At 70.9% G+C, this 20,661-nt stretch carries 14 protein-coding genes; 12 read left to right on the forward strand and 2 right to left on the reverse strand.

The genetic code is table 11. The features are described from left to right. The first annotated feature begins 254 nt into the window (after positions 1–254). The 5 genes from BDW27_RS06185 (at position 255) to BDW27_RS06205 (ending at position 7,079) form a co-directional block, all read left to right on the forward strand. On the forward strand, positions 255–1,124 hold the full coding sequence (locus tag BDW27_RS06185) for a xanthine dehydrogenase family protein subunit M (RefSeq protein WP_049571708.1): 870 nt from the start codon (positions 255–257) through the stop codon (positions 1,122–1,124). Beyond that, positions 1,115–1,633 (forward strand): (2Fe-2S)-binding protein, encoded by a 519-nt coding sequence (locus BDW27_RS06190; protein ID WP_110048564.1) that lies wholly within the window; start codon positions 1,115–1,117, stop codon positions 1,631–1,633. The genes BDW27_RS06185 and BDW27_RS06190 overlap by 10 nt, the downstream gene beginning before the upstream one ends. Further along, positions 1,630–2,988, forward strand: a complete 1,359-nt coding sequence (locus BDW27_RS06195; RefSeq protein ID WP_110048565.1) for an 8-oxoguanine deaminase — start codon at positions 1,630–1,632, stop codon at positions 2,986–2,988. Before BDW27_RS06190 ends, BDW27_RS06195 begins: the two co-directional genes overlap by 4 nt. Further along, entirely contained in the window at positions 2,988–5,423 is a 2,436-nt protein-coding gene (locus BDW27_RS06200) for a xanthine dehydrogenase family protein molybdopterin-binding subunit (RefSeq protein WP_110048566.1), read from the forward strand. The genes BDW27_RS06195 and BDW27_RS06200 overlap by 1 nt, the downstream gene beginning before the upstream one ends. A 213-nt stretch (positions 5,424–5,636) precedes the next feature. Then, a complete protein-coding gene (locus BDW27_RS06205; RefSeq protein WP_110048567.1) occupies positions 5,637–7,079 on the forward strand; it encodes an NCS2 family permease in 1,443 nt (480 codons plus the stop codon). A gap of 103 nt (positions 7,080–7,182) precedes the next feature. Here the strand turns inward: BDW27_RS06205 and dctA are convergent, their stop codons facing one another. Next, positions 7,183–8,601 carry a C4-dicarboxylate transporter DctA gene (gene dctA / locus BDW27_RS06210; protein ID WP_110048803.1) on the reverse strand — a complete coding sequence of 473 codons (1,419 nt, stop codon included), beginning with the start codon at positions 8,599–8,601 and terminating at the stop codon, positions 7,183–7,185. Positions 8,602–8,820: 219 nt separating this feature from the next. Here dctA and BDW27_RS06215 point away from each other — a divergent pair, with 219 nt between their 5' ends. From BDW27_RS06215 to yicI, 7 genes are all read left to right on the forward strand, one after another. Then, on the forward strand, positions 8,821–11,430 hold the full coding sequence (locus BDW27_RS06215) for a molybdopterin cofactor-binding domain-containing protein (RefSeq protein WP_110048568.1): 2,610 nt from the start codon (positions 8,821–8,823) through the stop codon (positions 11,428–11,430). Then, positions 11,427–12,449, forward strand: coding sequence for a xanthine dehydrogenase family protein subunit M (locus BDW27_RS06220; RefSeq protein ID WP_370446442.1), 1,023 nt, complete (start codon positions 11,427–11,429; stop codon positions 12,447–12,449). Before BDW27_RS06215 ends, BDW27_RS06220 begins: the two co-directional genes overlap by 4 nt. 388 nt (positions 12,450–12,837) lie before the next feature. Continuing rightward, positions 12,838–13,857 carry a LacI family DNA-binding transcriptional regulator gene (locus BDW27_RS06225; RefSeq protein ID WP_110048569.1) on the forward strand — a complete coding sequence of 340 codons (1,020 nt, stop codon included), beginning with the start codon at positions 12,838–12,840 and terminating at the stop codon, positions 13,855–13,857. A 136-nt stretch (positions 13,858–13,993) separates the two neighbouring features. Beyond that, complete coding sequence (locus tag BDW27_RS06230; RefSeq protein ID WP_199560557.1) at positions 13,994–15,247, forward strand: sugar ABC transporter substrate-binding protein; 1,254 nt, start codon at positions 13,994–13,996, stop codon at positions 15,245–15,247. Continuing rightward, positions 15,244–16,152: a carbohydrate ABC transporter permease gene (locus BDW27_RS06235; protein WP_110048571.1), complete on the forward strand. Its 909-nt coding sequence runs from the start codon at positions 15,244–15,246 to the stop codon at positions 16,150–16,152. The genes BDW27_RS06230 and BDW27_RS06235 overlap by 4 nt, the downstream gene beginning before the upstream one ends. Further along, positions 16,149–17,069 carry a carbohydrate ABC transporter permease gene (locus BDW27_RS06240; RefSeq protein WP_110048572.1) on the forward strand — a complete coding sequence of 307 codons (921 nt, stop codon included), beginning with the start codon at positions 16,149–16,151 and terminating at the stop codon, positions 17,067–17,069. Before BDW27_RS06235 ends, BDW27_RS06240 begins: the two co-directional genes overlap by 4 nt. Before the next feature lie 55 nt (positions 17,070–17,124). Continuing rightward, positions 17,125–19,464: an alpha-xylosidase gene (yicI, locus tag BDW27_RS06245; RefSeq protein WP_110048573.1), complete on the forward strand. Its 2,340-nt coding sequence runs from the start codon at positions 17,125–17,127 to the stop codon at positions 19,462–19,464. Positions 19,465–19,690: 226 nt separating this feature from the next. Here yicI and BDW27_RS06250 read toward each other — a convergent pair whose 3' ends face one another. Further along, complete coding sequence (locus BDW27_RS06250) at positions 19,691–20,641, reverse strand: D-alanine--D-alanine ligase (RefSeq protein WP_110048574.1); 951 nt, start codon at positions 20,639–20,641, stop codon at positions 19,691–19,693. Positions 20,642–20,661: the final 20 nt, after the last annotated feature.

Here is a 20,661-nt window from a genome sequence, read left to right on the forward strand (position 1 = left end):
ATGGTGGCTTCGTACCAGGACAGTGTGCCCCCGAACCAGGGCGTTCGACGACATCACCGGCGGTTCCGGGGCGTGACTCCGACACTGCTTGTAGGAAACGCCCAACTCCGCCCGTTCGTTCCGCGGACACTTCATGTCATCGACGGCTGGTCGGGCGCCGGAACAGGGTGTTCTACTTCACAGCATCGCCCACCAAGGAGAGGTCGCGACAGAATCGACGCGACCGGACCGCACTGCGCAGGACGAGGACGAGCATGGAATTCCTGAGGCCATCCACGCTGGTGGAGGCCCTAGAGGCCAGGAGCGCCCACCCCGACGGCGTGCCCATCATGGGCGGCACCGACGTGATGGTGGAGCTGAACTTCGACAAGCGCCGCCCCTCGGCGCTGATCGACCTGACCCGGGTCCCCGAGCTGACCGAGTGGGGGGTGGACGGCGACCGCACGCGCCTTGGCGCCGGGGTTCCCTACACCCGGATCATCGAACACCTGTCGGGCCGCGCGCCCGCGCTGGCCAGGGCCTCGCGGTCGGTGGCCTCCCCCCAGATCCGCAACCGGGGCACGGTCGGCGGCAACCTGGGCGGGGCCTCCCCCGCCGGGGAGGCGCACCCGCCGCTGCTGGCCACCGACGCCGAGATCGAGCTGGCCTCGGTGCGCGGCACGCGGCGGGTCCGGGCCCGCGACTTCTACCTGTCGTTCCGGACCACCGCCCTGCGGCCGGACGAACTGATCACGGCGGTCCTGCTGCCCGAGGCCGCCGGTCCCCAGCAGTTCGCCAAGATCGGCACCCGCAACGCCATGGTGATCGCGGTGACCTCCTTCAGTCTGGCTCTGGACTCCGAGCGGCGGACCGTGGGTACCGGGATCGGTTCGGCCGGCCCGACGCCGCTGCGTTCGGAGGCGGCCGAGGAGTTCCTGGAGGCCGAGTTCGACTGGGAGGACGGCCGTCCCCTCTCCGAGTCCGTGGTCCGCCGCTTCGGCGAGCTCGTGGCCGCGGCCTCCCGTCCCATCGACGACCAGCGCGGCACCGCCGAGTACCGCAGGCACGCCCTGTCGGTCATGGCGCGGCGTGCGCTGAGCTGGTCCGTCACCGACTACCGGAAGGGGTCCGCGCGATGCGCGTGAATCTGAACGTCAACGGTGAGGACGTCACCGCCGACAACGTGTGGCCGGGCGAGAGCCTGCTGTACGTGCTGCGTGAGCGCCTGGGCCTGCCGGGCAGCAAGAACGCCTGTGAGCAGGGCGAGTGCGGTTCCTGCACGGTCTACTTCGACGGTGTGACCGCGTGTTCGTGCATGATCGCCGCCGGACAGGCCGAGGGGCGCGAGGTACGCACCGTCGAGGGTCTTGCCGAGGGGTCAGGCAAGGGCGGCGACCGGACCCTGGGCGTGGTCCAGGAGGCCTTCGTGGAGGCGGGCGCCGTCCAGTGCGGGTTCTGCACACCGGGTCTGCTGGTGCAGACCGACGACCTGCTGGAGCGCACGGTGGGCGCGGGCGGGGAAGCGCCCGGGGACGCCGAGATCCGTGAGGCGCTGGCGGGCAACCTGTGCCGCTGCACCGGGTACGAGAAGATCATCGACGCCGTGCACCTGGCGGCCGAGCGTCGTGCCGAGGAAGCGGGGAGCGGCTCATGAGCCGGACCGTCATCATCGAGCGCGCCCACGTCGTGACGGTGGACGGCGCGGAGTACGCCGACGGGCACGTGGTGTCCCGGGACGGAGTGATCACCGCTGTGGGCGCGGGACCGGCCCCCCGGGTGGAGGGGGAGGTCGAGCGGATCGACGGGCGCGGCTGCGTGGCCACGCCGGGTCTGGTCAACACCCACAACCACCTGTACCAGTGGGCCACCCAGGGCCTGTTCGCGGACGGCACGCTCTTCGAGTGGCTGGTGGGCTCCTACGAGATCTGGCACCGGTTGGACGCCGACGTGGTCTCGGGGACGACCTCCGCCGGTCTGGCCCACCTGGCGCTGTCGGGGTGCACCACCGCCTCCGACCACCACTACATCTATCCGGCGGGGCGCGGTGACATCGTCGCCGCCGAGGTGGAGGCCGCCCGTGAGGTGGGCGTGCGCCTGGACCTGGCGCGCGGTTCGATGGACCGGGGGCACAGCCAGGGCGGCCTGCCCCCGGACAGCGTGGTGGAGACCCTGGAGGGAGCCCTGGCCGGTACGGCCGCGGCGATCGACGCCCACCACGACGTCTCCGCCTCGTCCATGACGCGGATCGCGGTGGCGCCGTGTTCCCCGTTCTCGGTCTCCCGGGAGCTGATGACCGGCGCCGCCGAGCTGGCCCGGGACCGGGGCGTGCGCCTGCACACCCATCTCGCCGAGACCCTCGACGAGGAGGAGCAGTGCCTGGCCGAGTTCGGGTGCACCCCCGTGGAGTACGCCGAGAAGCTCGGCTGGCTGGGCGAGGACGTGTGGTTCGCGCACGCCGTGCACCTGTCGGACGCGGCGATCGGCCGGATCGCGGCCACCGGGACCGGTGTCGCGCACTGCCCGACCTCCAACGCCCGTCTGGGCGCCGGTATCTGCCGGGTTCCGGAGCTGCTGGAGGCCGGGGCGAAGGTGGGCCTGGGCGTGGACGGCCCGGCGTCCAGCGAGCTGACGGGGCTGGCCGGTGAGATGCACCAGGCCCTGCTGATGGCCCGTGCCCGCAAGGGGCCCCAGGCGCTGACGGCGCGCCAGTCCCTGGAGCTGGCCACCCTGGGCGGCGCCCGGGTGCTGGGCCGCGACGCGGAGCTGGGCTCGCTGACTGTCGGCAAGCAGGCCGACGTCGCCCTGTGGCGGGTGGACGGGTTCGGCCACGACGTGATCGACGACCCGGTGGTGGCGCTGACCTTCGGCCCCGTCCCTCCCCTGGAACGGCTCCTGGTCGGCGGGAACACCGTCGTCGACCGCGGTGAGCTGCGCACCCTGTCCGCCGAGACCGCCGCCGCGCGGGGTCGTGCGGCGCACCGATCCCTCATGCAGGAGGCGAACCGCTGATGAAGGCGACGACCAAGACCGTGACCACGGACCTGTCCAGCACCACGAAGGACGGCCTGGGCGCCAGCCCCCGCCGACCCGACGGCACGCTGAAGGTCACCGGAGAGTTCGCCTACTCCTCGGACCTGTGGATGGAGGGCATGCTGTGGGGGGCGACCCTGCGCAGCCCGCACCCGCACGCCCGCATCCTGGGCATCGACGTCACCGAGGCCCTGCGGCTGCCGGGTGTGGAGGCGGTGCTCACCCACGAGGACGTGCCCGGCGCCAAGCGCTACGGCCTGGAGTACCAGGACCAGCCGGTGCTCGCCTTCGACAAGGTGCGCTACAAGGGCGAGGCGGTGGCCGTGGTGGCCGCCGACCACCCCGAGACGGCGCGCCGGGCCATGGAGCGCGTCCGGGTGGACTACGAGGTGCTGCCCCCGGTGAGCGACTCGGTGCGGGCCGCCCACGACCCCGAGTACCCGCTCGTGCACGAGGAGGGCACCCTCCCGGTCCACGAGGAGTACCGCCAGAGCGGCAACCGGGTGCGCCACCAGCCCATCCGCAGCGGCGACTTCGCCGCGGCCGCGGAGTCGGAGGAGGAGCGGCTCCGGGTCCTGGAGCTCCTGCGCGCCGAAGCCGACGCGGTCGTGGAGACCGAGTACGAGGTGGGCATGCAGGACCAGGCCTTCCTCGGCCCGGAGTCCGGCATGGCGGTGCCCGCCGAGGACGGCGGCGTGGACCTGTACGTGGCCACGCAGTGGCTGCACGTGGACCAGAAGCAGATCGCTCCGGCCCTGGGTCTGCCCCAGGACAAGGTCCGGCTCACACTGGCCGGCGTGGGCGGCGCCTTCGGTGCCCGCGAGGACCTGTCCATGCAGATCCACGCGGCCATGCTGGCGCTGCGCACCGGCAAGCCCGTGAAGTTCGTGTACAACCGCGAGGAGTCCTTCTACGGCCACGTGCACCGGCACCCGGCCAAGATGCGCTTCGAGCACGGGGCCAGGGCCGACGGGACGCTCGTGTACGCCACTCTGGAGATCATCGTGGACGGCGGCGCGTACGCGTCGGCGACCCCCGCGGTGGTGGGTGTGGCCTCCTCGCTGGGCATCGGCCCCTACGAGGTCCCGCACGTGATGGTGGACGCCTACGGCGTGTACACCACCAACCCGCCGTGCGGTGCCATGCGCGGGTTCGGCGCGGTGCAGGCCTGCTTCGGCTACGAGTCGCAGATGGACAAGCTCGCGTCGGAGCTGGGCATGCACCCGGTGGCGCTGCGGGTCAAGAACGCGATGGCGCAGGGCTCCCGGATCATCACCGGCCAGGAGATCGACATGCCACTGCCCATGGTGGAGATGCTGGAGCGCGCCCGCGACCTGCCGATGCCGGTGGAGCGGACCGCGTTGGAGGACCCCTCCGACCAGCGCACCCTTCCGGGCGGCGTGGCCGGGACCACGCGCGGCGAGGGTGTGGTGCGCGGCGTGGGGTACGGGGTCGGTCTGAAGAACCTGTGCTTCTCGGAGGGCTTCGACGACTACTCCACGGCGCGGGTGCGCATGGAGATCGTGGGCGGTGAGCCGGTGGTGCTGGTGCACACGGCCGCCGCCGAGGTCGGCCAGGGGCTGGTGACGATCAAGGGACAGATCGCCCGGACCGAGCTGGGGGTGGAGAGGGTGGCGATCGCCCCCTCCGACACCCAGGTGGGTTCGGCGGGTTCGTCCTCGGCCTCCCGGCAGTCGTACATGACCGGCGGAGCGGTGAAGGTGGCCTGCGAGGCGGTCCGGGAGTCCGTGTTCGCGCTGGCCCGTGAGCGCGGGATCGTTCCGTCTGAGGCGGCCGACGCGGAGCTGTCGCTGGTCGGTGGCAAGGTCGTCTCGGAGAGCGCCGGGGTCCTGGTGTCCCTGGCCGACCTCCTGGGCGAGTCCGCCAGCGGCGGGACGGTCGTGGAGGAGACACGCGAGCACCACCACCGGCCCACCGAGGTGCTCGACCCGACCCTGGGGCAGGGGGCCTCGCACACGCAGTTCGGAATGTGCGTGCACCGTGCCGTGGTGGACGTGGACGTCGATCTGGGCCTGGTGAAGGTGGTGGCCCTGGACGCGGTCCAGGACGTGGGCAAGGTGCTCCACCCGCAGCAGCTGGCCGGTCAGATCCAGGGCGGCTCCGCCCAGGGGCTGGGGTTGGCGCTGATGGAGGAGATCCAGGTCAAGGACAGCGAGATCCGCAACCCGTCCTTCACCGACTACCTCATCCCGACCATCCTGGACATGCCACCGATGCGCATCGACGTGCTGGAGCACCCGGACCCGCACGCCCCCTACGGACTGCGTGGGGCGGGCGAGCCGCCGACGCTGTCGTCGACCCCCGCGATCGTGGCCGCCGTGCGTGCCGCCACCGGGCGTCCGCTGACGCACGCGCCGGTGCGCCCGGAGGACATCGTCGGCATCGAGCTGTGACCCGTGGCCGCCGCGCCCGGCGGCCGCCTCGGGCGGGGTGACCCCGTCGCCCCGCCCCCCTCAGTCGCCCGCCCCGGATCTCCGACGCCCTCGGCCCCGGGGCGGGTCGTCAGGAAGGAAACGACCTGACACCACCCAAGGTTGACTACACAATGTAGCAAACCCCCCACCCATGGTGATACCCACCGTGCTCATATCCCTCCAGGAGGGGACGTGACCGAATCCCACGACACCGGCGCGCGGCCGGGCCCGCGCGCTGGTACGGATCGATCCTGGCTCGACCGGTTCTTCTTCGTCTCCGAGCGGAACTCCACCTTCGGGCAGGAGGTCCGCGGCGGACTGACCACGTTCATGGCGATGGCCTACATCATCGTCCTCAACCCGATCATCCTCAGCGGCGTGGCCGACGTGAACGGCGACCACCTGTCCGCCGGCCAGCTGACCACCATGACCGCTCTGGCCGCGGGGCTGGTCACCATCCTGATGGGCGTGGTCGGCCGCGCGCCCATCGCCTGCGCGGCCGCCCTGGGCGTGATGGCGGTCGTCGCCTACCAGGCGGCTCCGCAGATGGCCTGGCCCGAGGTGATGGGCCTGGTCGTGTGGCAGGGCGTGGCCATCATCCTGATGGTCGTCACAGGCGTCCGCACCGCCGTGATGAACGCGCTCCCACACAACCTCAAGCTGGCCATCGGGGTCGGTATCGGCCTCTTCGTGTCGCTGATCGGCCTGACCAACGCGGGGTTCGTCAGCGCCAGCGAAGGCGGCAGCCTGCTCCAGATCGGGGCCGCGGGCGGCGGCGGACACCTGGACGGGTGGCCCGTCATGGTGTTCGTGGTCGGACTCGTCCTGGCCAGCGTACTGCTGGCCAGGAAGGTGCCCGGGGCGATCTTCTACGGGATCGTCGGCGCGACCGTCCTCGCCGTCGTGCTGCACTCCGCGCTGCGGCTGGACCCCGAGTCCTGGGGCGGCGGCGTTCCGGCGCTGCCCGACAGCCCGGTGTCCACGCCCGACTTCGGCCTGCTCTTCCAGGTGGACATGTTCGGCGCGTGGACCACGGCCGGGCCCACCACCGCCGGGGTCATCCTCTTCACCCTGGTGCTGGCCGGGTTCTTCGACGCCCTGGGCACCATCCTGGCGATCGGCACCAAGGCCAACATCGCCGACGCTGACGGGCAGATGCCCCGGGTGAACCAGATCCTGGTCACCGACGGCGCCGGTGCCGTGACGGGTGGTCTGACCAGCTCGTCGGCGACCCTGGTGTTCGTCGAGTCCACGGCGGGCGTGAGCGAGGGGGCGCGGACCGGCCTGGCCAGCGTGGTGACGGGGCTGCTGTTCCTGAGCGCGGTCTTCTTCGCCCCGGTGTTCGGCATGGTGCCCGCCGAGGCGGCGTCCGTGGCGATGGTGCTGGTCGGCGCCATGATGATGATGCACGTGGGGCAGATCGCGTGGACGGACGTGTCGGTGGCCGTCCCGGCGTTCCTGACCATCGCGATCATGCCGTTCGCCTACGACATCGCGAGCGGGATCGGGATCGGGATCATCGCCCACACCGTGATCAAGTCGGCGCAGGGCCGGTTCGGCGAGGTCGGCTGGCTGATGTGGATCCTCAGCGCGGTGTTCGCCTTCCACTTCGCGATGCACGCTCTGGGTCTTTGACCAGGGGCGGGTCCGCGACACGGCGGCCCCGCCCCACCTGTGCGCGGCCGGGCCGCCGTCCACCGACGGCGGCCCGGCCGTCCCCGTTCCGGAGCCCGGAGGGCTACCGTTCCGGCTTCGGGCCGGTGTCGTCCCGGTGCGCCTCGGGGGCGGGCGCGGAGACCGTGACGGACTCCGCCTCCTCGGGGCGTTCGCGGTCGTCCTCCGTCTCGGCCTCCTCCGGGGCGGGGGGCTCCTTGCCGTCGAGGACGGCGCGCATGCGCTCCATGTCGAGCTGCCCCTCCCACCTGGCGATGACGAAGGTGGCCACGCAGTTGCCGAGCAGGTTGATGGACACGCGCATGGTGTCCATCAGGCGGTCCGCGCCCAGGAGCAGCGCCACGCCCGCGGCCGGGAAGGCGCCCAGGGCGGTGGCGGTCGCCGACAGGGCGAGGAAGGCCGATCCGGGGACCCCGGCCATGCCCTTCGAGGTCAGCAGGAGGATGAGCACCATCATCAGCTGGTCCGCGATGCTCAGGTCCGCGCCGAAGGCCTGGGCGAGGAAGAGCGCGGCGATGGGCAGGTAGATGGCGGCGCCGTCGAGGTTGAAGGAGTACCCGGTGGGCACCACGAGGCCGGTGGTCGCCTTGGAGCAGCCCGCGTTGGTCAGCTTCTGCATGATGCGCGGCATGACCGCCTCGGAGGAGGCGGCGCCGATGGCCAGGGCGAACTCCTCCTTGGTGTAGCGCAGGAACTTCCACAGGTTGACCCCCGCCAGCACGCGGGCGATGACCGCGAGGGCGAGCAGGAAGACGGCCGCCGCGGAGTAGCAGGCGATGATGAGCATGCCGAAGCTGCTGAGCGAGGACAGGCCGTAGGCGCCGATGACGAAGGCCATCGCGCCCAGGGCTCCCAGCGGGGCGACGCGCATGATCCAGCCGATGCAGGTGAAGATGACGTCGGTGAAGCGGTCGATGAGGTCGAGGATCGGCTTGCCCCGCTCCCCCAGCTTCGACAGGGCCAGCGCGACGAACACGGCGAAGAACAGCACCTGGAGGAGTGAGTTCTCAGCGAAGGCGCCGACGACGCTCTCGGGGATGACGTCCAGGAGGAACTGGGCGAACCCGGGGATCTCGCCGCCCTGGGTCACCTCCTCCAGCGCGCCGGTGTCGAGGTCGGCGGGGTTGACCTCGAAGCCCACACCGGGCTTGAGGAGGTTGGCCACGACCATGCCGTAGAGCAGCGCGAAGGCCGTCACGACCTGGAAGTACACCAGCGCCTTGATGCCGATCCGGCCCACGGCGCCCAGGTCTCCGACCTTCGCGATACCGGTGACGATCACGCAGAAGATCAGCGGGGCGATGAGCATCTTGATCAGTCGGATGAAGCCGTCGCCCAGCGGGCGCAGGCTCTCACCGAACGAGGGCCACAGGTGTCCGATCAGCACACCCACCACGACGGCGACGATCACCTGGAAGAACAGGGACCGGTAGAAGCGGGGGCGTGGGCGTTCGGGGGCTTCGGCTTCCGTGGCTGCTGCCATGCGGGCCCTCCACAGGGGGTTCATTGAATTCGGAACCACTATTCCTCATGGCGGAATAGAGATTCCGCCAGAGTAACGGGCGTCACATCGAACACGCAAGGAACATCCGCACAAACCGGCAGGTAACAACGGTGGCGCCTCCCGGGGCCTTTGACACCCGACTTTTCGCCGCCTTAAGTTGTCAATGTCAACTTCTGCCCCCTCCCCGGGAAGCCGCCCATGGACACCAGCGTCAACGGGGCACCCTCCCCCGCCCCCGACGACCCCGGCCTCAGCGCCGCCGACCACCTGCGCGACCGACTCGGCCTGACCGGCACCAAGATCGCCTGCGGCTCCGGCGTGTGCGGGGCCTGCACGATCCTGGTCGACGGAGCGCCCACCGCCTCCTGCCTGCTCCCCGCCGACCACCTCACCGGCCGGTCCACCACCACCGTGGAGGGCCTGGACGGCCTGCACCCCGCCCAGCGCGCCCTCGCCGCCCACGACGGACTCCAGTGCGGCTACTGCACACCCGGTTTCGCCGTGGAGGCCTCGGTGTTCGTGGACACCTGGCGCGCCGAACACGGGGACACCCGCCCCGACCGCGCCGCCGTCGCCGACGCGCTGGCCGGACACCTGTGCCGGTGCGGCGCCTACGAAGGGATCTTCGCGGCCGTGGCCGCCGCCTGCGCCGGGGAGTTCGACACCGAACCCGACCAGGCCCCGCCGCGCTCCGACGCCCCCGACAAGGTGACCGGACGCGCCCGGTTCAGCGCGGACCACGCCCCGCCCGGCACCTGGGAGGGCGTGATCGTGCGCTCCAAGGTGCCGCACGCGCGGGTGGCCAAGGTGAGCGCCGACCCCGGCCCCGACGGCTCCCCTCCGCCCCTGGTGGACCTGCTCGGCGAGGAGCGCGTAGTGCGCTACGTCGGCCAGGCGATCGCGGCGGTCGCCGCTCCGACCCGGGCGCTCGCGCGGGAACTCGCCGAGGCGGTACGAGTGGACCTCGATCCCCTGCCCTCGGTGACCGACCCCCGGGCCGCGACCGCTCCGGACGCACCCGTGCTCTACCGCACCAAGGAGGAGCGCGACGCCGCACCCGCCTACGGCGAGGCCCCCACACCCCCGGCCCCCTGGAACGGGAACCTGCGCGGCCCCGGGGTGATCAGCTGGCGCGGGCCCACCGCCGTGGCCCGGCTGCGCGCCGCCGGACGCCGCCGGGACCCGCTGCTGGTGGCCGAGGAGTACACCACTGCCGCCCAGGTGCACAGCCCGCTGGAACCGCACGTGAGCGTGGCCTCCTGGGTGGATGGAGACCTGTACCTGCACGTCTCCACCCAGTCGGTCGGCAAGATCGCCGACAAGGCGGCCAGCCGCTGGGAACTGCCCCGGGAGCGGGTGCACCTGGTGGCCGAGTACGTGGGCGGCGGGTTCGGGGCCAAGAACTCGCTCTCCCCGGACGTGGTGGCCGCTGTGGAACTGGCCCGGGTGACCGGCCACCCGGTGCGGGTGAGCCTGGACCGCTCCGAGGAGCTGACCGACGCCGGGTACCGGCCCGGGACCCGGACCCGGGTGGCCCTGCTCGCCGGAGGGGACGGCTCCCTGCGGGCGCTGAGCGTGGACTCCTACGGCGACGGCGGGGTCTCGGTGGGCTCCAGCACCGCCGCCCTGGCCGCGCTCATGTACGGCCGCTCGCCCCGCCGGGTGCGTGACTACGACGTGGTGACCAACCGGCCGCCGGGAGAGCCCATGCGGGGGCCGGGTGGACCCCCGATGGCCTGGGCGCTGGAACAGGCCGTGGACGCCATGGCGCACCGGCTGGGCGAGGACCCGCTGGCCCTGCGCCGCCGCTGGGACGGCAACCCCAAGCGCCAGGCGCTGTACGAACGGGTCGCCGACCTCCCGCTGTGGCGGGACCGGCCGCGCGGTGCCCGCACCGGGCGATTCCGGCGCGGGGTGGGGATGGCCGCCGCTGGCTGGCCGTACCTGCTCGCCCCCGACGCCCGAGTGGAACTGGCGGTGGAGGGCGGTTCCCTGGTGGTGCGCTCGGCCACCCAGGACATCGGCACCGGGATCCGCGCCGTGCTCGGGGGCGTGGTCTCCGAGCGGCTCGGTGTGGACGCTGCGGACCTCCGGGTGGAGATCGGTCGGAGTTCGTCGGTGCACGGCACCGGTTCCTTCGGCAGCCGGACCACCACCTCCATGGGTCCGGCCGCCGTCGACGCCGCCGACCGGCTGCGGGAGGCCCTGCGAGAGCGCTCTCCCGACGTGCCCGCCTCGGGCCCCGTTCCCGAGCACGTTCTCAAGGAGGCGCTGGCCGCCGCCGAGGGCGTGAGCGTGGTCGGTGAGCGCCGCCGGGACCGCTGGGGTCAGCTGACCCCGAACATGGGCGACCTCGCGGTCGGGCGCGGGATGAGCGGCGCCGTCCACGTGATGGAGGTGGAGGTGGACACCCGGCTCGGTCGTGTCAGACCCACCCGCTGTTGGGCGGGGATCGCCGCCGGACGCGTCTACCAGGAACGACTGGCTCGCAACCAGTGTGAGGGGGCGGTGGTCCAGGGCGTGGGTTACGCGCTCCACGAGGAGCGGCGCGACGACCCCGCCACGGGGGTGGTGCTCTCCGACGACCTGGAGGACTACCGCCTCCCCGGGATGGGGGACGTGCCGGAGACCGAGGTGTACTTCCACGAGGAGGGGTTCGAACACGTGGTGGGCGGTGGGATCGGTCTGGGCGAGGTCTCGGTGGTGGGTGTGGCGGCGGCACTGGGCAACGCCGTGCACGACGCCACCGGCTGGCGCCCGCACGACCTTCCGCTGCGCCCGGACCGACTGATCGGAGGACTGCGTTGAACACCACGCGAGGGCCCGTCATCCCGACCGTCACCCGCCCGACGAGTGTGGCCGGGGCCGCCCGGGACCTGGTCGAGGGCGGCGCGCGCCCGCGCGCCGGGGGCACCGACATCGCCACCTGTGTGGAGGCCGGGGTGACCGCGCCCGGCCCCCTGGTGGACCTGCTGGACGTGCCCGAACTGCGCGGAGTCCGCTGGGCGGACGACGGCTCGGCGCGGATCGGTGCGATGACCACCGTCGCCGAGCTGGGAGCCGACCCGCTTCTGGCCGGGGCCTACCCGGGGCTGGCGGCCACCGCGCGGGCACTGGCGACCCCGCAGATCCGGGGCACGGCGACGGTGGGCGGCAACCTGCTCCAGCGCAATCGCTGCACCTACCTGCGCAACCCGGCCTTCGACTGCTTCCAGACCGGCGGTGACTCGTGCCCGGCCCGTTCCGGTGACCACCTGCGCGGCGTGGTGGTGGACCAGGGCCCGTGCGCGGCCCCGCACCCGTCGTCGCTGGCGGTGGCGCTGCTGGCCTACGACGCGTCCGTGGCGGTGCTGGAGCGAGGGTCGGGGGCGGAGGTCGAGCGGGACCTGGCCGAACTGTACGACGGCGCCGACCCCACGCGTGACCACGTGCTCGCCCCCGGCGACCTGCTGGTCGCGGTGGCCCTGCCCCGCCCGGTGCCGGGTGAGCGCGCGGCCCACCTGCGGGTGGCGGGGCGTTCCAGGGCGGAGTGGCCGCTGGTCGAGGCGGTGGTCCGCCTGGAGTGCGCCGAGGAGGGCCGGGGGCCGGTGACGCGCGCGTCGGTGGCCGTGGGAGGGGTGGCCCGCACCCCGCTGCGGCTGCCCGGGCTGGAGCGGGCCCTGGTGGGTTCGGTGCCCGGTCGGGCCCTGGACCAGGGGGTGGAGCGGGCTCTGGAGGAAGTCGCGGATCTCTGTTCCCCGCTGCCCGCCACCGGCTACAAGGTCCACCTGCTCCAGGCGAGCGTTCAGAGTGCGATCGAGCAGGCCCTAGGGGCTCGGAACCGGTGAAGCCCGGACCCTGACTCTGGGAGCACGGCCACCGGGGCGGGTCTCTGATCGGAAACGCGTGTCCCGGTCAGGCGGTCGTGGGCCACCAACGACCGCTTGACCGGGGCAGTCCCGCCCCACGCGCCACGGAACCCCAGACAGGAATCAGCCTGCCCCGAAGGTTCGGCGACTCCCTCTTCCGTTTGTTCACCGGCCCGGCCGACGGGCCCTGAACCCTCCGTGTCGCACGACGGGCACGATCGCCGTGGTCACACCTGGCCCGAGAATGAGACCGCAATGAGGGGGTTGTCACAGGGGCGAGTGATTTCTACCATGATCCCACTCATCGAATCGATTCGATGCTTTTTCATCCATTCGTCGAATCGATTCGATTCAGTCGGGAGGGACCATGGTCACCATCAAGGACGTCGCCGCAGCGGCGGGAGTGGTACCGAGCACGGTTTCCTACGTGCTCAGCGGATCGCGGAAGGTCTCCGAACCGACCCGGATCGCGGTGCGGGCGGCCATCGACGAGCTGGGATACCACCCCAACGCGGGAGCGCGCTCCCTGCGCAGCACGCGCACCAACGTGATCGCTCTGGCCCTGCCGCTGGCCTCGCCCGGGTATCTGCCGGTCGGCGGACGATTCATGTACGGGCTGAGCCGCGCCGCCGGGGAGCTGGGCTATGACCTCCTGGTCCTGACCGTCCGCGGTGACGACGCCGGAACGCTCGGACTGGAACGCACCGCGCGGAGCAGGCTCGCCGACGTCGCGCTGGTCATGGGCGTCGAGATGCGGGACCCCCGCATCAGCGCGATGGACGCGCTGGGGTTCCCCGTGGTCGTTCTCGGTCGTCCTGATGACGAGGACTCCGCCCCCTGGGCCGATCTCGACTGGGAGGAAGCCGCGGTCGCGTCGCTGCGCCTGCTGCGTGAGACCGGGCACCGGAACCTGTGTTTCCTGTCGACGGTCGAGGAGGACATCGCCTCGGGGCGCAGTTATTCAGTACGCGGCCTGCGCGGAGCCGAACGCGCCGCCACCGAACTCGGCGTGGCCGTACGCACCCTCCCCTCGACGAAGGACCCCGCCGAGCTGCACCGGCGGCTGGACGCGCTGTTCGAGGGCGATGACGCCCCCACCGCGCTCGCCGTCCAGCACCCGGCGGCCGTGCCCGGCATCCTGCGGCACCTCGCCAAGCGCGGGATCGACGTGCCCGGGGACGTCTCACTGGTGGCTATCGGAAGCTTCCCCGAAGACCTCGGCGGGCTCGACGTGACACGGATCGAGCTGCCCGTGGAGCGGATGTCGTCCGCCGTGACACGGTTGGCCGTCGCCGCCGCGTCAGGAGAGCCCACCGACTCCAGCCAACGACACGAGCTCATCCCGCCCGAGATCACCAGCGGAGGGACGGTCGCTCCCCCTGCCTGACCCGGGCCCCCGGGCGGCCCGGTGGTTGCCCCACCACCTACTCCACCGATCGCGCCCCCGACGGTGGCGGCTCCTCACCGCCCGCACCTCACCGCGGTGCGACCCCTGCACCGCTCTTCCTGCTGAACAGGGCCCCATGCACACATACTCCTGCCATCCGCCCCGAGCGGCGTCCACGGTCGCCTGCGCCATAGCGCTCACCCTGGTGGGCGTCGGCTGCACCGCCGAGCGCGACCCGAACGTCTACACGATCATGAACTCGGGCACCGACGAGCCCTACCACACCTGGGACCAGGAGGTCATGGACGCCTGCGGTGACCAGGCCGGCGTCTCCGTGCACCAGCTCAGCGTGCCCGCCGACCAGCTCGTCCCCAAGGCGCTGAGAATGGCCTCCTCGGACTCCCTGCCCGATGTCATCTCCCTGGACGGTTCGGACCTACCGCAGTTCGCGGAAGCCGGCGGTCTGGTCCCGTTGGAGGACCTCGGCCTGTCCACCGAGAACCTGTCCGAGAGCGCGCTCACCTTCGGCAGCCACGAGGGCGTCTACTACGGCGCGGCCCGATCAGTGAACTCCATCGGTCTCTTCTACAACACCGCCGTCCTCTCGGAGGCGGGCATCGAGCCACCGCGGACCTGGGAGGAGCTGCGGGTCGCCGCCGCCGAGCTGACCGAGGGGGGCCGCTACGGCCTCGGCATCAGTGCCCTGTCCACCGAGGACGGTGTCTACCAGTTCCTCCCGTGGCTGTGGTCCAACGGCGGCGACGAGAGGGAGCTCGACTCGCCGGAGTCGGTGGAGGCGCTCGAGTACGTCGCCTCACTGCTCCACGACGGATCGGTGTCCCCGTCGGTGGTCAACTGGACCCAGGCCGACGTCAACGACCAGTTCATCGCGGGCAACGCGGCCATGATGGTGAACGGCCCCTGGCAGATGCCGGTCCTGCGGGAGCACCCCGATCTCGAATGGGCAGTAGTGGAGATCCCTGTTCCCGAAGAAGGGGACACCTCGGTGGCACCCCTCGGCGGAGAGGCCTACACCGTGCCGGTCAACGGCGACGACCGTGACCGTGACCGCGAACGTGTCGCCGCCGAACTCGTGGCGTGCCTGACCACACCGGAGGCACAGCTGGACTGGTCGACCAAGGGCAGCAATGTGCCCGTCGCCCCTGAGGCGGCCGAACAGTACCGCGAAGAGGTTCCGTCCCTGGCACCGTTTGTGGACCAGGTGGCCAGCGCGCGCAGCAGGACCGAGAAGGTCGGCACCGAGTGGAACACCCACTCCCAGGCCATCGGCACCGCACTGCACGCGGCGCTCACGGGCTCGGCGACCCCTCGGGACGCGATGGTCAGGGCGCAGGCACAGGTCGACGCGGCGTCGGGGGGCCGCTCATGACGATGCCCGCGGCCAAGGGGCCGCTGCGGAGCCGGACCCTCATGAAGTGGCTGTTCATCACCCCCGCTCTCCTGTACATGCTGCTGTTCTTCGGGTATCCGCTGATCCGCAACGTGGTGATGAGCTTCCAGGACTACTCGTTCGCCACATACTTCACGGGAGAGTCGCCGTTCAACGGTCTGGAGAACTGGCGACTCGTCTTCGCCAACGAGCTGTTCACCGCGTCCCTGTGGCACACCCTGTTGTTCACGCTCGGATCCCTGGCAGGCCAGTTCAGTATCGGCATGGCCCTCGCCGTCTTCTTCAGCCGCCGGTTCCCACTGTCCGGGCTCATGCGGTCCCTCCTACTCCTGCCGTGGCTGATCCCCATGGTGGTGGCCGGCACCGTCTGGCGACGGATCCTCGACCAAGAGTCCGGTGTACTCAACGAGTCGCTCCAGGCTCTACACCTCACGTCGTCGGCAGTTCCGTGGTTGAGCAGCCCCGACTACGCACTGCTCTCGGTCGTACTGGTCAACATCTGGATCGGTATCCCCTTCAACATGGTGATCCTCTACGGCGGCCTTCAGGAGATCCCGTCCGAACTGGGGGAGGCTGCCGTACTGGACGGGGCGAGCCCGTTCCGGACCTTCTTCAGCGTGACCCTGCCCATGCTGCGGCCCGTCGTGACCGTGGTTCTGGTGTTGGGCTTCATGTCGACGGTGAAGATCCTGGACCTGGTCCTGGCGCTCACCAACGGCGGACCCGCGCACTCCACGGAGACACTGGGCACACTCACCTACCAGCTGTCCTTCCTTCAGCTCGACTTCGGTCAAGGCGCCGTCGTCGGTAACGTCCTGATCGTCATCAGCATGGTGTTCGCGGCGATCTACCTGCGTGCCAACCGTGGAGGTGTCGCCCGATGAGCGCCATACCGCAGAGCGCTACCCCCGGGTCCCGCGACCCCGCTGGCCCGACCGGGCGGGGCACCACACCGAACTCCGCTTCACGGCCCCGCCGACCACGCATGACACGCAGGGCCCGCCGGGACGCCGCGAGCGCGGTCTTCGGGGTCCTCATCCTGGCGGTCCTGCTCTTCCCGCTGTACTGGATGGTCAACACGGCGCTGCAACCGGGTACCGGGATGGCCGACCTCTCCTGGTTCCCGCGGACCTTCGATCCAGGGAACTTCCAGCGAGCCTGGGAGTCCCAGGCGGGCAACCTGCTCACTTCGATCCTGGTGGCGCTCGGCGCGGTCGCCGTCTGCCTCACCGTGGCCACTCCGGCCGCCTACGCCCTGGCGCGCTTCCGGCTGCGGGGTGCGGACACGGTCGTGTTCGCCACCCTGATCACCCAGATGATTCCGGGCATCGTCGTGGCGAACGCGCTGTACAACGCCTATGTCGAGCTGGAGCTGGTCAACTCCTACCTCGGGCTGATCCTCGCGGACGCGTCTCTGGGTATCCCCTTCACCATCATCCTCCTGCGCGCGTTCATGGTGTCCATCCCCGAAGAAGTGCTCGAGGCGGGAAGGATCGACGGCGGCGGGCAGCTGCGCGTCCTGGTATCGATCGTGCTGCCGATGAGCCGCAACGCACTGATCACCGGCGGCCTGTTCACCTTCCTGTTCGCGTGGTCGGACTTCCTCTTCGCGTTGACCTTGAACACCACTGACGCGGTGAAGCCGGTGACGCTCGGCATCTACGAGTACATCGGCGCGCACGTCGGCGACTGGGGCGCGGTCATGGCCGTGGCCGTCCTCTCCTCCATACCCGCGGCGATACTCCTGATCGTCGCGCAGAAATACGTCGCGGCCGGGATCTCCGGCGGATCCATCAAGTGACCGGCCCTCCTCAGAACCCGCGAATCGAGAGCAAGACGAGAGGGGTAGACCACCCATGAAATTCACCGATGGTTTCTGGCAGATGAGGGAGGGCGTCCGCGCGTACTACGCCCATGAGGCGCGCGACGTCGCGGTGCACGACGACCAGTTCACCCTCTACGCTCCCGTACGTCCGATCGGACACCGGGGGGACACGCTGAACACGGCGCTGGTCACGGTCGACTGCTGGTCTCCCGCTCCCGGCGTGATCGGCGTCCGAACCACGCACCTGGCCGGTTCGGTCCGACGTGCGCCGACGTTCGACGTGCACACCGACCCGGATGTCGCCCCGACGGTCACGCGGGACGGCTCCGCGATCGAGTTGACCAGCGCGGACTTGACACTGCGAGTGAGCACCGACGGCCCCTGGCGGATGGACTTCCGCGCGGGAGAGACAGCGCTGACCAGTGTCGACGCCAAGGGCATCGGCTTCGTGGAGGACGCGGCCGGTGCCCACCACATGCTCGGTCAGCTGTCACTGGGGATCCGTGAGCTCACCTACGGGCTGGGGGAGCGCTTCACCCCGTTCGTGCGCAACGGCCAGACCGTGGACATCTGGCAGGCCGACGGCGGCACCAGCAGCGAGCAGGCCTACAAGAACGTGCCCTTCTACCTGACCAACCGGGGTTACGGGGTGTTCGTGGCACACTCCGGCCCGGTGTCGTTCGAGGTCGGCTCGGAGTCAGTGGGCCGTGTGCAGTTCAGCATCGAGGACCACTCCCTGACGTACTACGTCGTCCACGGGTCGAGCCCCAAAGAGATCCTGGACAGATACACCGCGCTCACCGGCCGCCCCGCGCTACCTCCTCCGTGGTCGTTCGGGCTGTGGTTGTCCACCTCGTTCACCACCTCCTACGACGAGGACACGGTGAACCAGTTCGTCGACGGTATGGCGGAGCGTGACGTCCCGCTCAGCGTGTTCCACTTCGACTGTTTCTGGATGCGCGAGTTCCACTGGTGCGACTTCGAATGGGATCCGGAGGTCTTCCCCGACCCCGTCGGTATGCTCTCCCGGCTCAAGGCTCGCGGGCTGCGTACGTGTGTCTGGATCAACCCCTACATCGCCCAGCGGTCGGCGCTGTTCGAGGAGGGCTCCCGGCTGGGGCACCTGGTCCTGCGGCCGGACGGGACCGTGTGGCAGTGGGACAAGTGGCAGGCGGGGATGGCGCTGGTCGACTTCACGTCCCCGGACGCCCGCACGTGGTACGCCGACAAGCTCAAACCCCTGCTGGACATGGGTGTGGACTGCTTCAAGACCGACTTCGGCGAACGGGTTCCGACTGATGTCGTCTGGTCGGACGGCTCCGACCCGGAGGGCATGCACAACTACTACGCGCAGCTCTACAACGCGACGGTGTTCGATCTACTGCTCCGTGAACGGGGGGAGGGCGAGGCTGTCCTCTTCGCGCGCTCCGCGACAGCGGGCGGCCAGAGCTTCCCGGTGCACTGGGGCGGTGACTGCGCCTCGACGTTCGAGGCCATGGCGGAGAGCCTGCGAGGCGGCCTCTCCCTGGGGTTGTCGGGGTTCGGGTTCTGGAGCCACGACATCGGCGGTTTCGAGGGCACTCCCGACTCCGCGCTGTTCAAACGATGGCTCGCGTTCGGTCTGCTCTCCTCACACAGCAGGCTGCACGGCAGCCGCTCCTACCGGGTGCCGTGGAGTTTCGACGACGAGGCGACCGAGATCGCCCGCTTGTTCACCCGACTGAAGTGCGGTCTCATGCCCTATCTGTTCGGAGCCGCGGTGCAGGCCCACCGGCAGGGTGTACCCATGATGCGCGCGATGCTTCTGGAGTTCCCCGACGACCCGACCTGCCATCACCTCGACACGCAGTACATGCTGGGAGACGACCTCCTGGTCGCTCCGGTCCTGAGTCCGGACGGCTCCGTCGAGTACTACGTCCCCGAGGGGGTGTGGACCAGTCTGCTCACGGGCGAGACCGTGCGAGGCCCGGTGTGGCGCCGCGAAGTCCACGGGTTCGACTCCCTGCCCCTGCTCGTCCGGCCCCACGCGGTGCTACCCGTCGGGGCGGTGGACCACCGCCCCGACTACGACTACACCGACGGACTGACCCTGCAGGTGTACGGCGCCGGTGACACGGCCCCGCACGCCGGCTCCCCCGTGGTCGTACCGGCCGCCGACGGCTCGGCCGCAGCGATCTTTCACGTCGAGCGTTCGAAGGACAGGATCACCGTGGAAACCGATACCGTTCCCGATCAGGGGTGGAAGGTCCTCTTGGTCGGAGTGCACGGCGCCGAGTCCGAAGACCCCTGCGCCGAGGTCGTTGTGGGGGACAGCGGTACCCTCACCTCGGCTCCGCCCGGTACGACCCGTCTCTCTCTTCGCCTGCACTGATCCGCTTTCGCCCGGGGTTCCTCTTCTGTTGGACCCAGCCCGGTCGGAGGACCCCAAACCACCGGCACCATCGGCGTCTCAGATGTATCAAGCACCCCAGGTCGGCCCCGTCTCGGCCCGCCGCGCCCACCACGCGGACGGCGGCTCCCGATGCGACCCGGGTGACCGACCGTGGGCCCCGCCGGACTGCTCCGGCGGGGCCCAGGGGTGGATCCGTACGCTGAGGCTACCCGCGCAGGAGCGCCCGGTGGGCGAGCTCGCGGCACACCACCGCGAAGTCCAGCCCTGCGGCGGCCGCCGCCATCGGGAACGTGGAGGTCTCGGTCAGTCCGGGGGCGACGTTGGTCTCCAGGAAGGTGGCCTCACCGTCGGCGTCCACGATGAGGTCGGTCCGGGAGAAGTCGCGCAACCCCAGGGTGCGGTGGGCGGTCAGCGCCACCTCGGTGGCGGCGGCGACCACGTCCTCGTCCAACCGCGCCGGGCAGAAGAACTCGGTGCGACCGGCGGTGTAGCGCGCGGCGTAGTCGTAGACCCCGCCGTCCGGGACGATCTCCACCGGGGGCAGGGCCACGGGGCCGTCACCGGTGTCGAGGACGCCGATGGCCAACTCGGTGCCCTGGACCTGCTCCTCCACGAGCGCGGAGTCGCTGTAGGCGAAGCAGGACACCAGGGCGGTCGACAGCTCGTTGACCGAGGTGACGGGGGTCGCGCCGAAGGCCGAGCCGCCGCGGTCCGGCTTGACGAACAGCGGCAGGCCGAGCCGGTCGGCCAGGCGGTCGAGTAGCGCCGGGGCGCCCAGGTCGTGGAAGGCCGACTTGGGCAGGGTCGCGCCGCGCGGCACCCGCACGCCCTTCTCGGCGAGCAGGGCCTTGGCCGCGGGCTTGGTGTAGGCCAGGCGGCAGGCGTCGGGCCGGGCGCCCACGTAGGGCACGCCGACCAGTTCCAGGACCTCGCGGATCGCGCCGTCCTCGCCGGCGGCGCCGTGCAGGACGGGGAAGACCACCTGGGGCGGGTCGGCGGCGAGCCGGTCCAACAGTCCGGAGTCGACGTCGGCGACCTGGACCTCGACGTCGAGTCGGCGCAGGGCCTCGGCGACGCTGCGGCCGGAGTGGACGCTCACCTCGTGTTCGGGGGACAGGCCTCCGGCGAGGACGAGGACCCGGTCAAGGTCGGCCACGGCGCGGACCTCCTTCTGTG

Origin of the sequence: Nocardiopsis sp. L17-MgMaSL7, from assembly GCF_003182025.1 — a bacterium.
In the GTDB taxonomy this organism is placed as follows: domain Bacteria; phylum Actinomycetota; class Actinomycetes; order Streptosporangiales; family Streptosporangiaceae; genus Nocardiopsis; species Nocardiopsis prasina.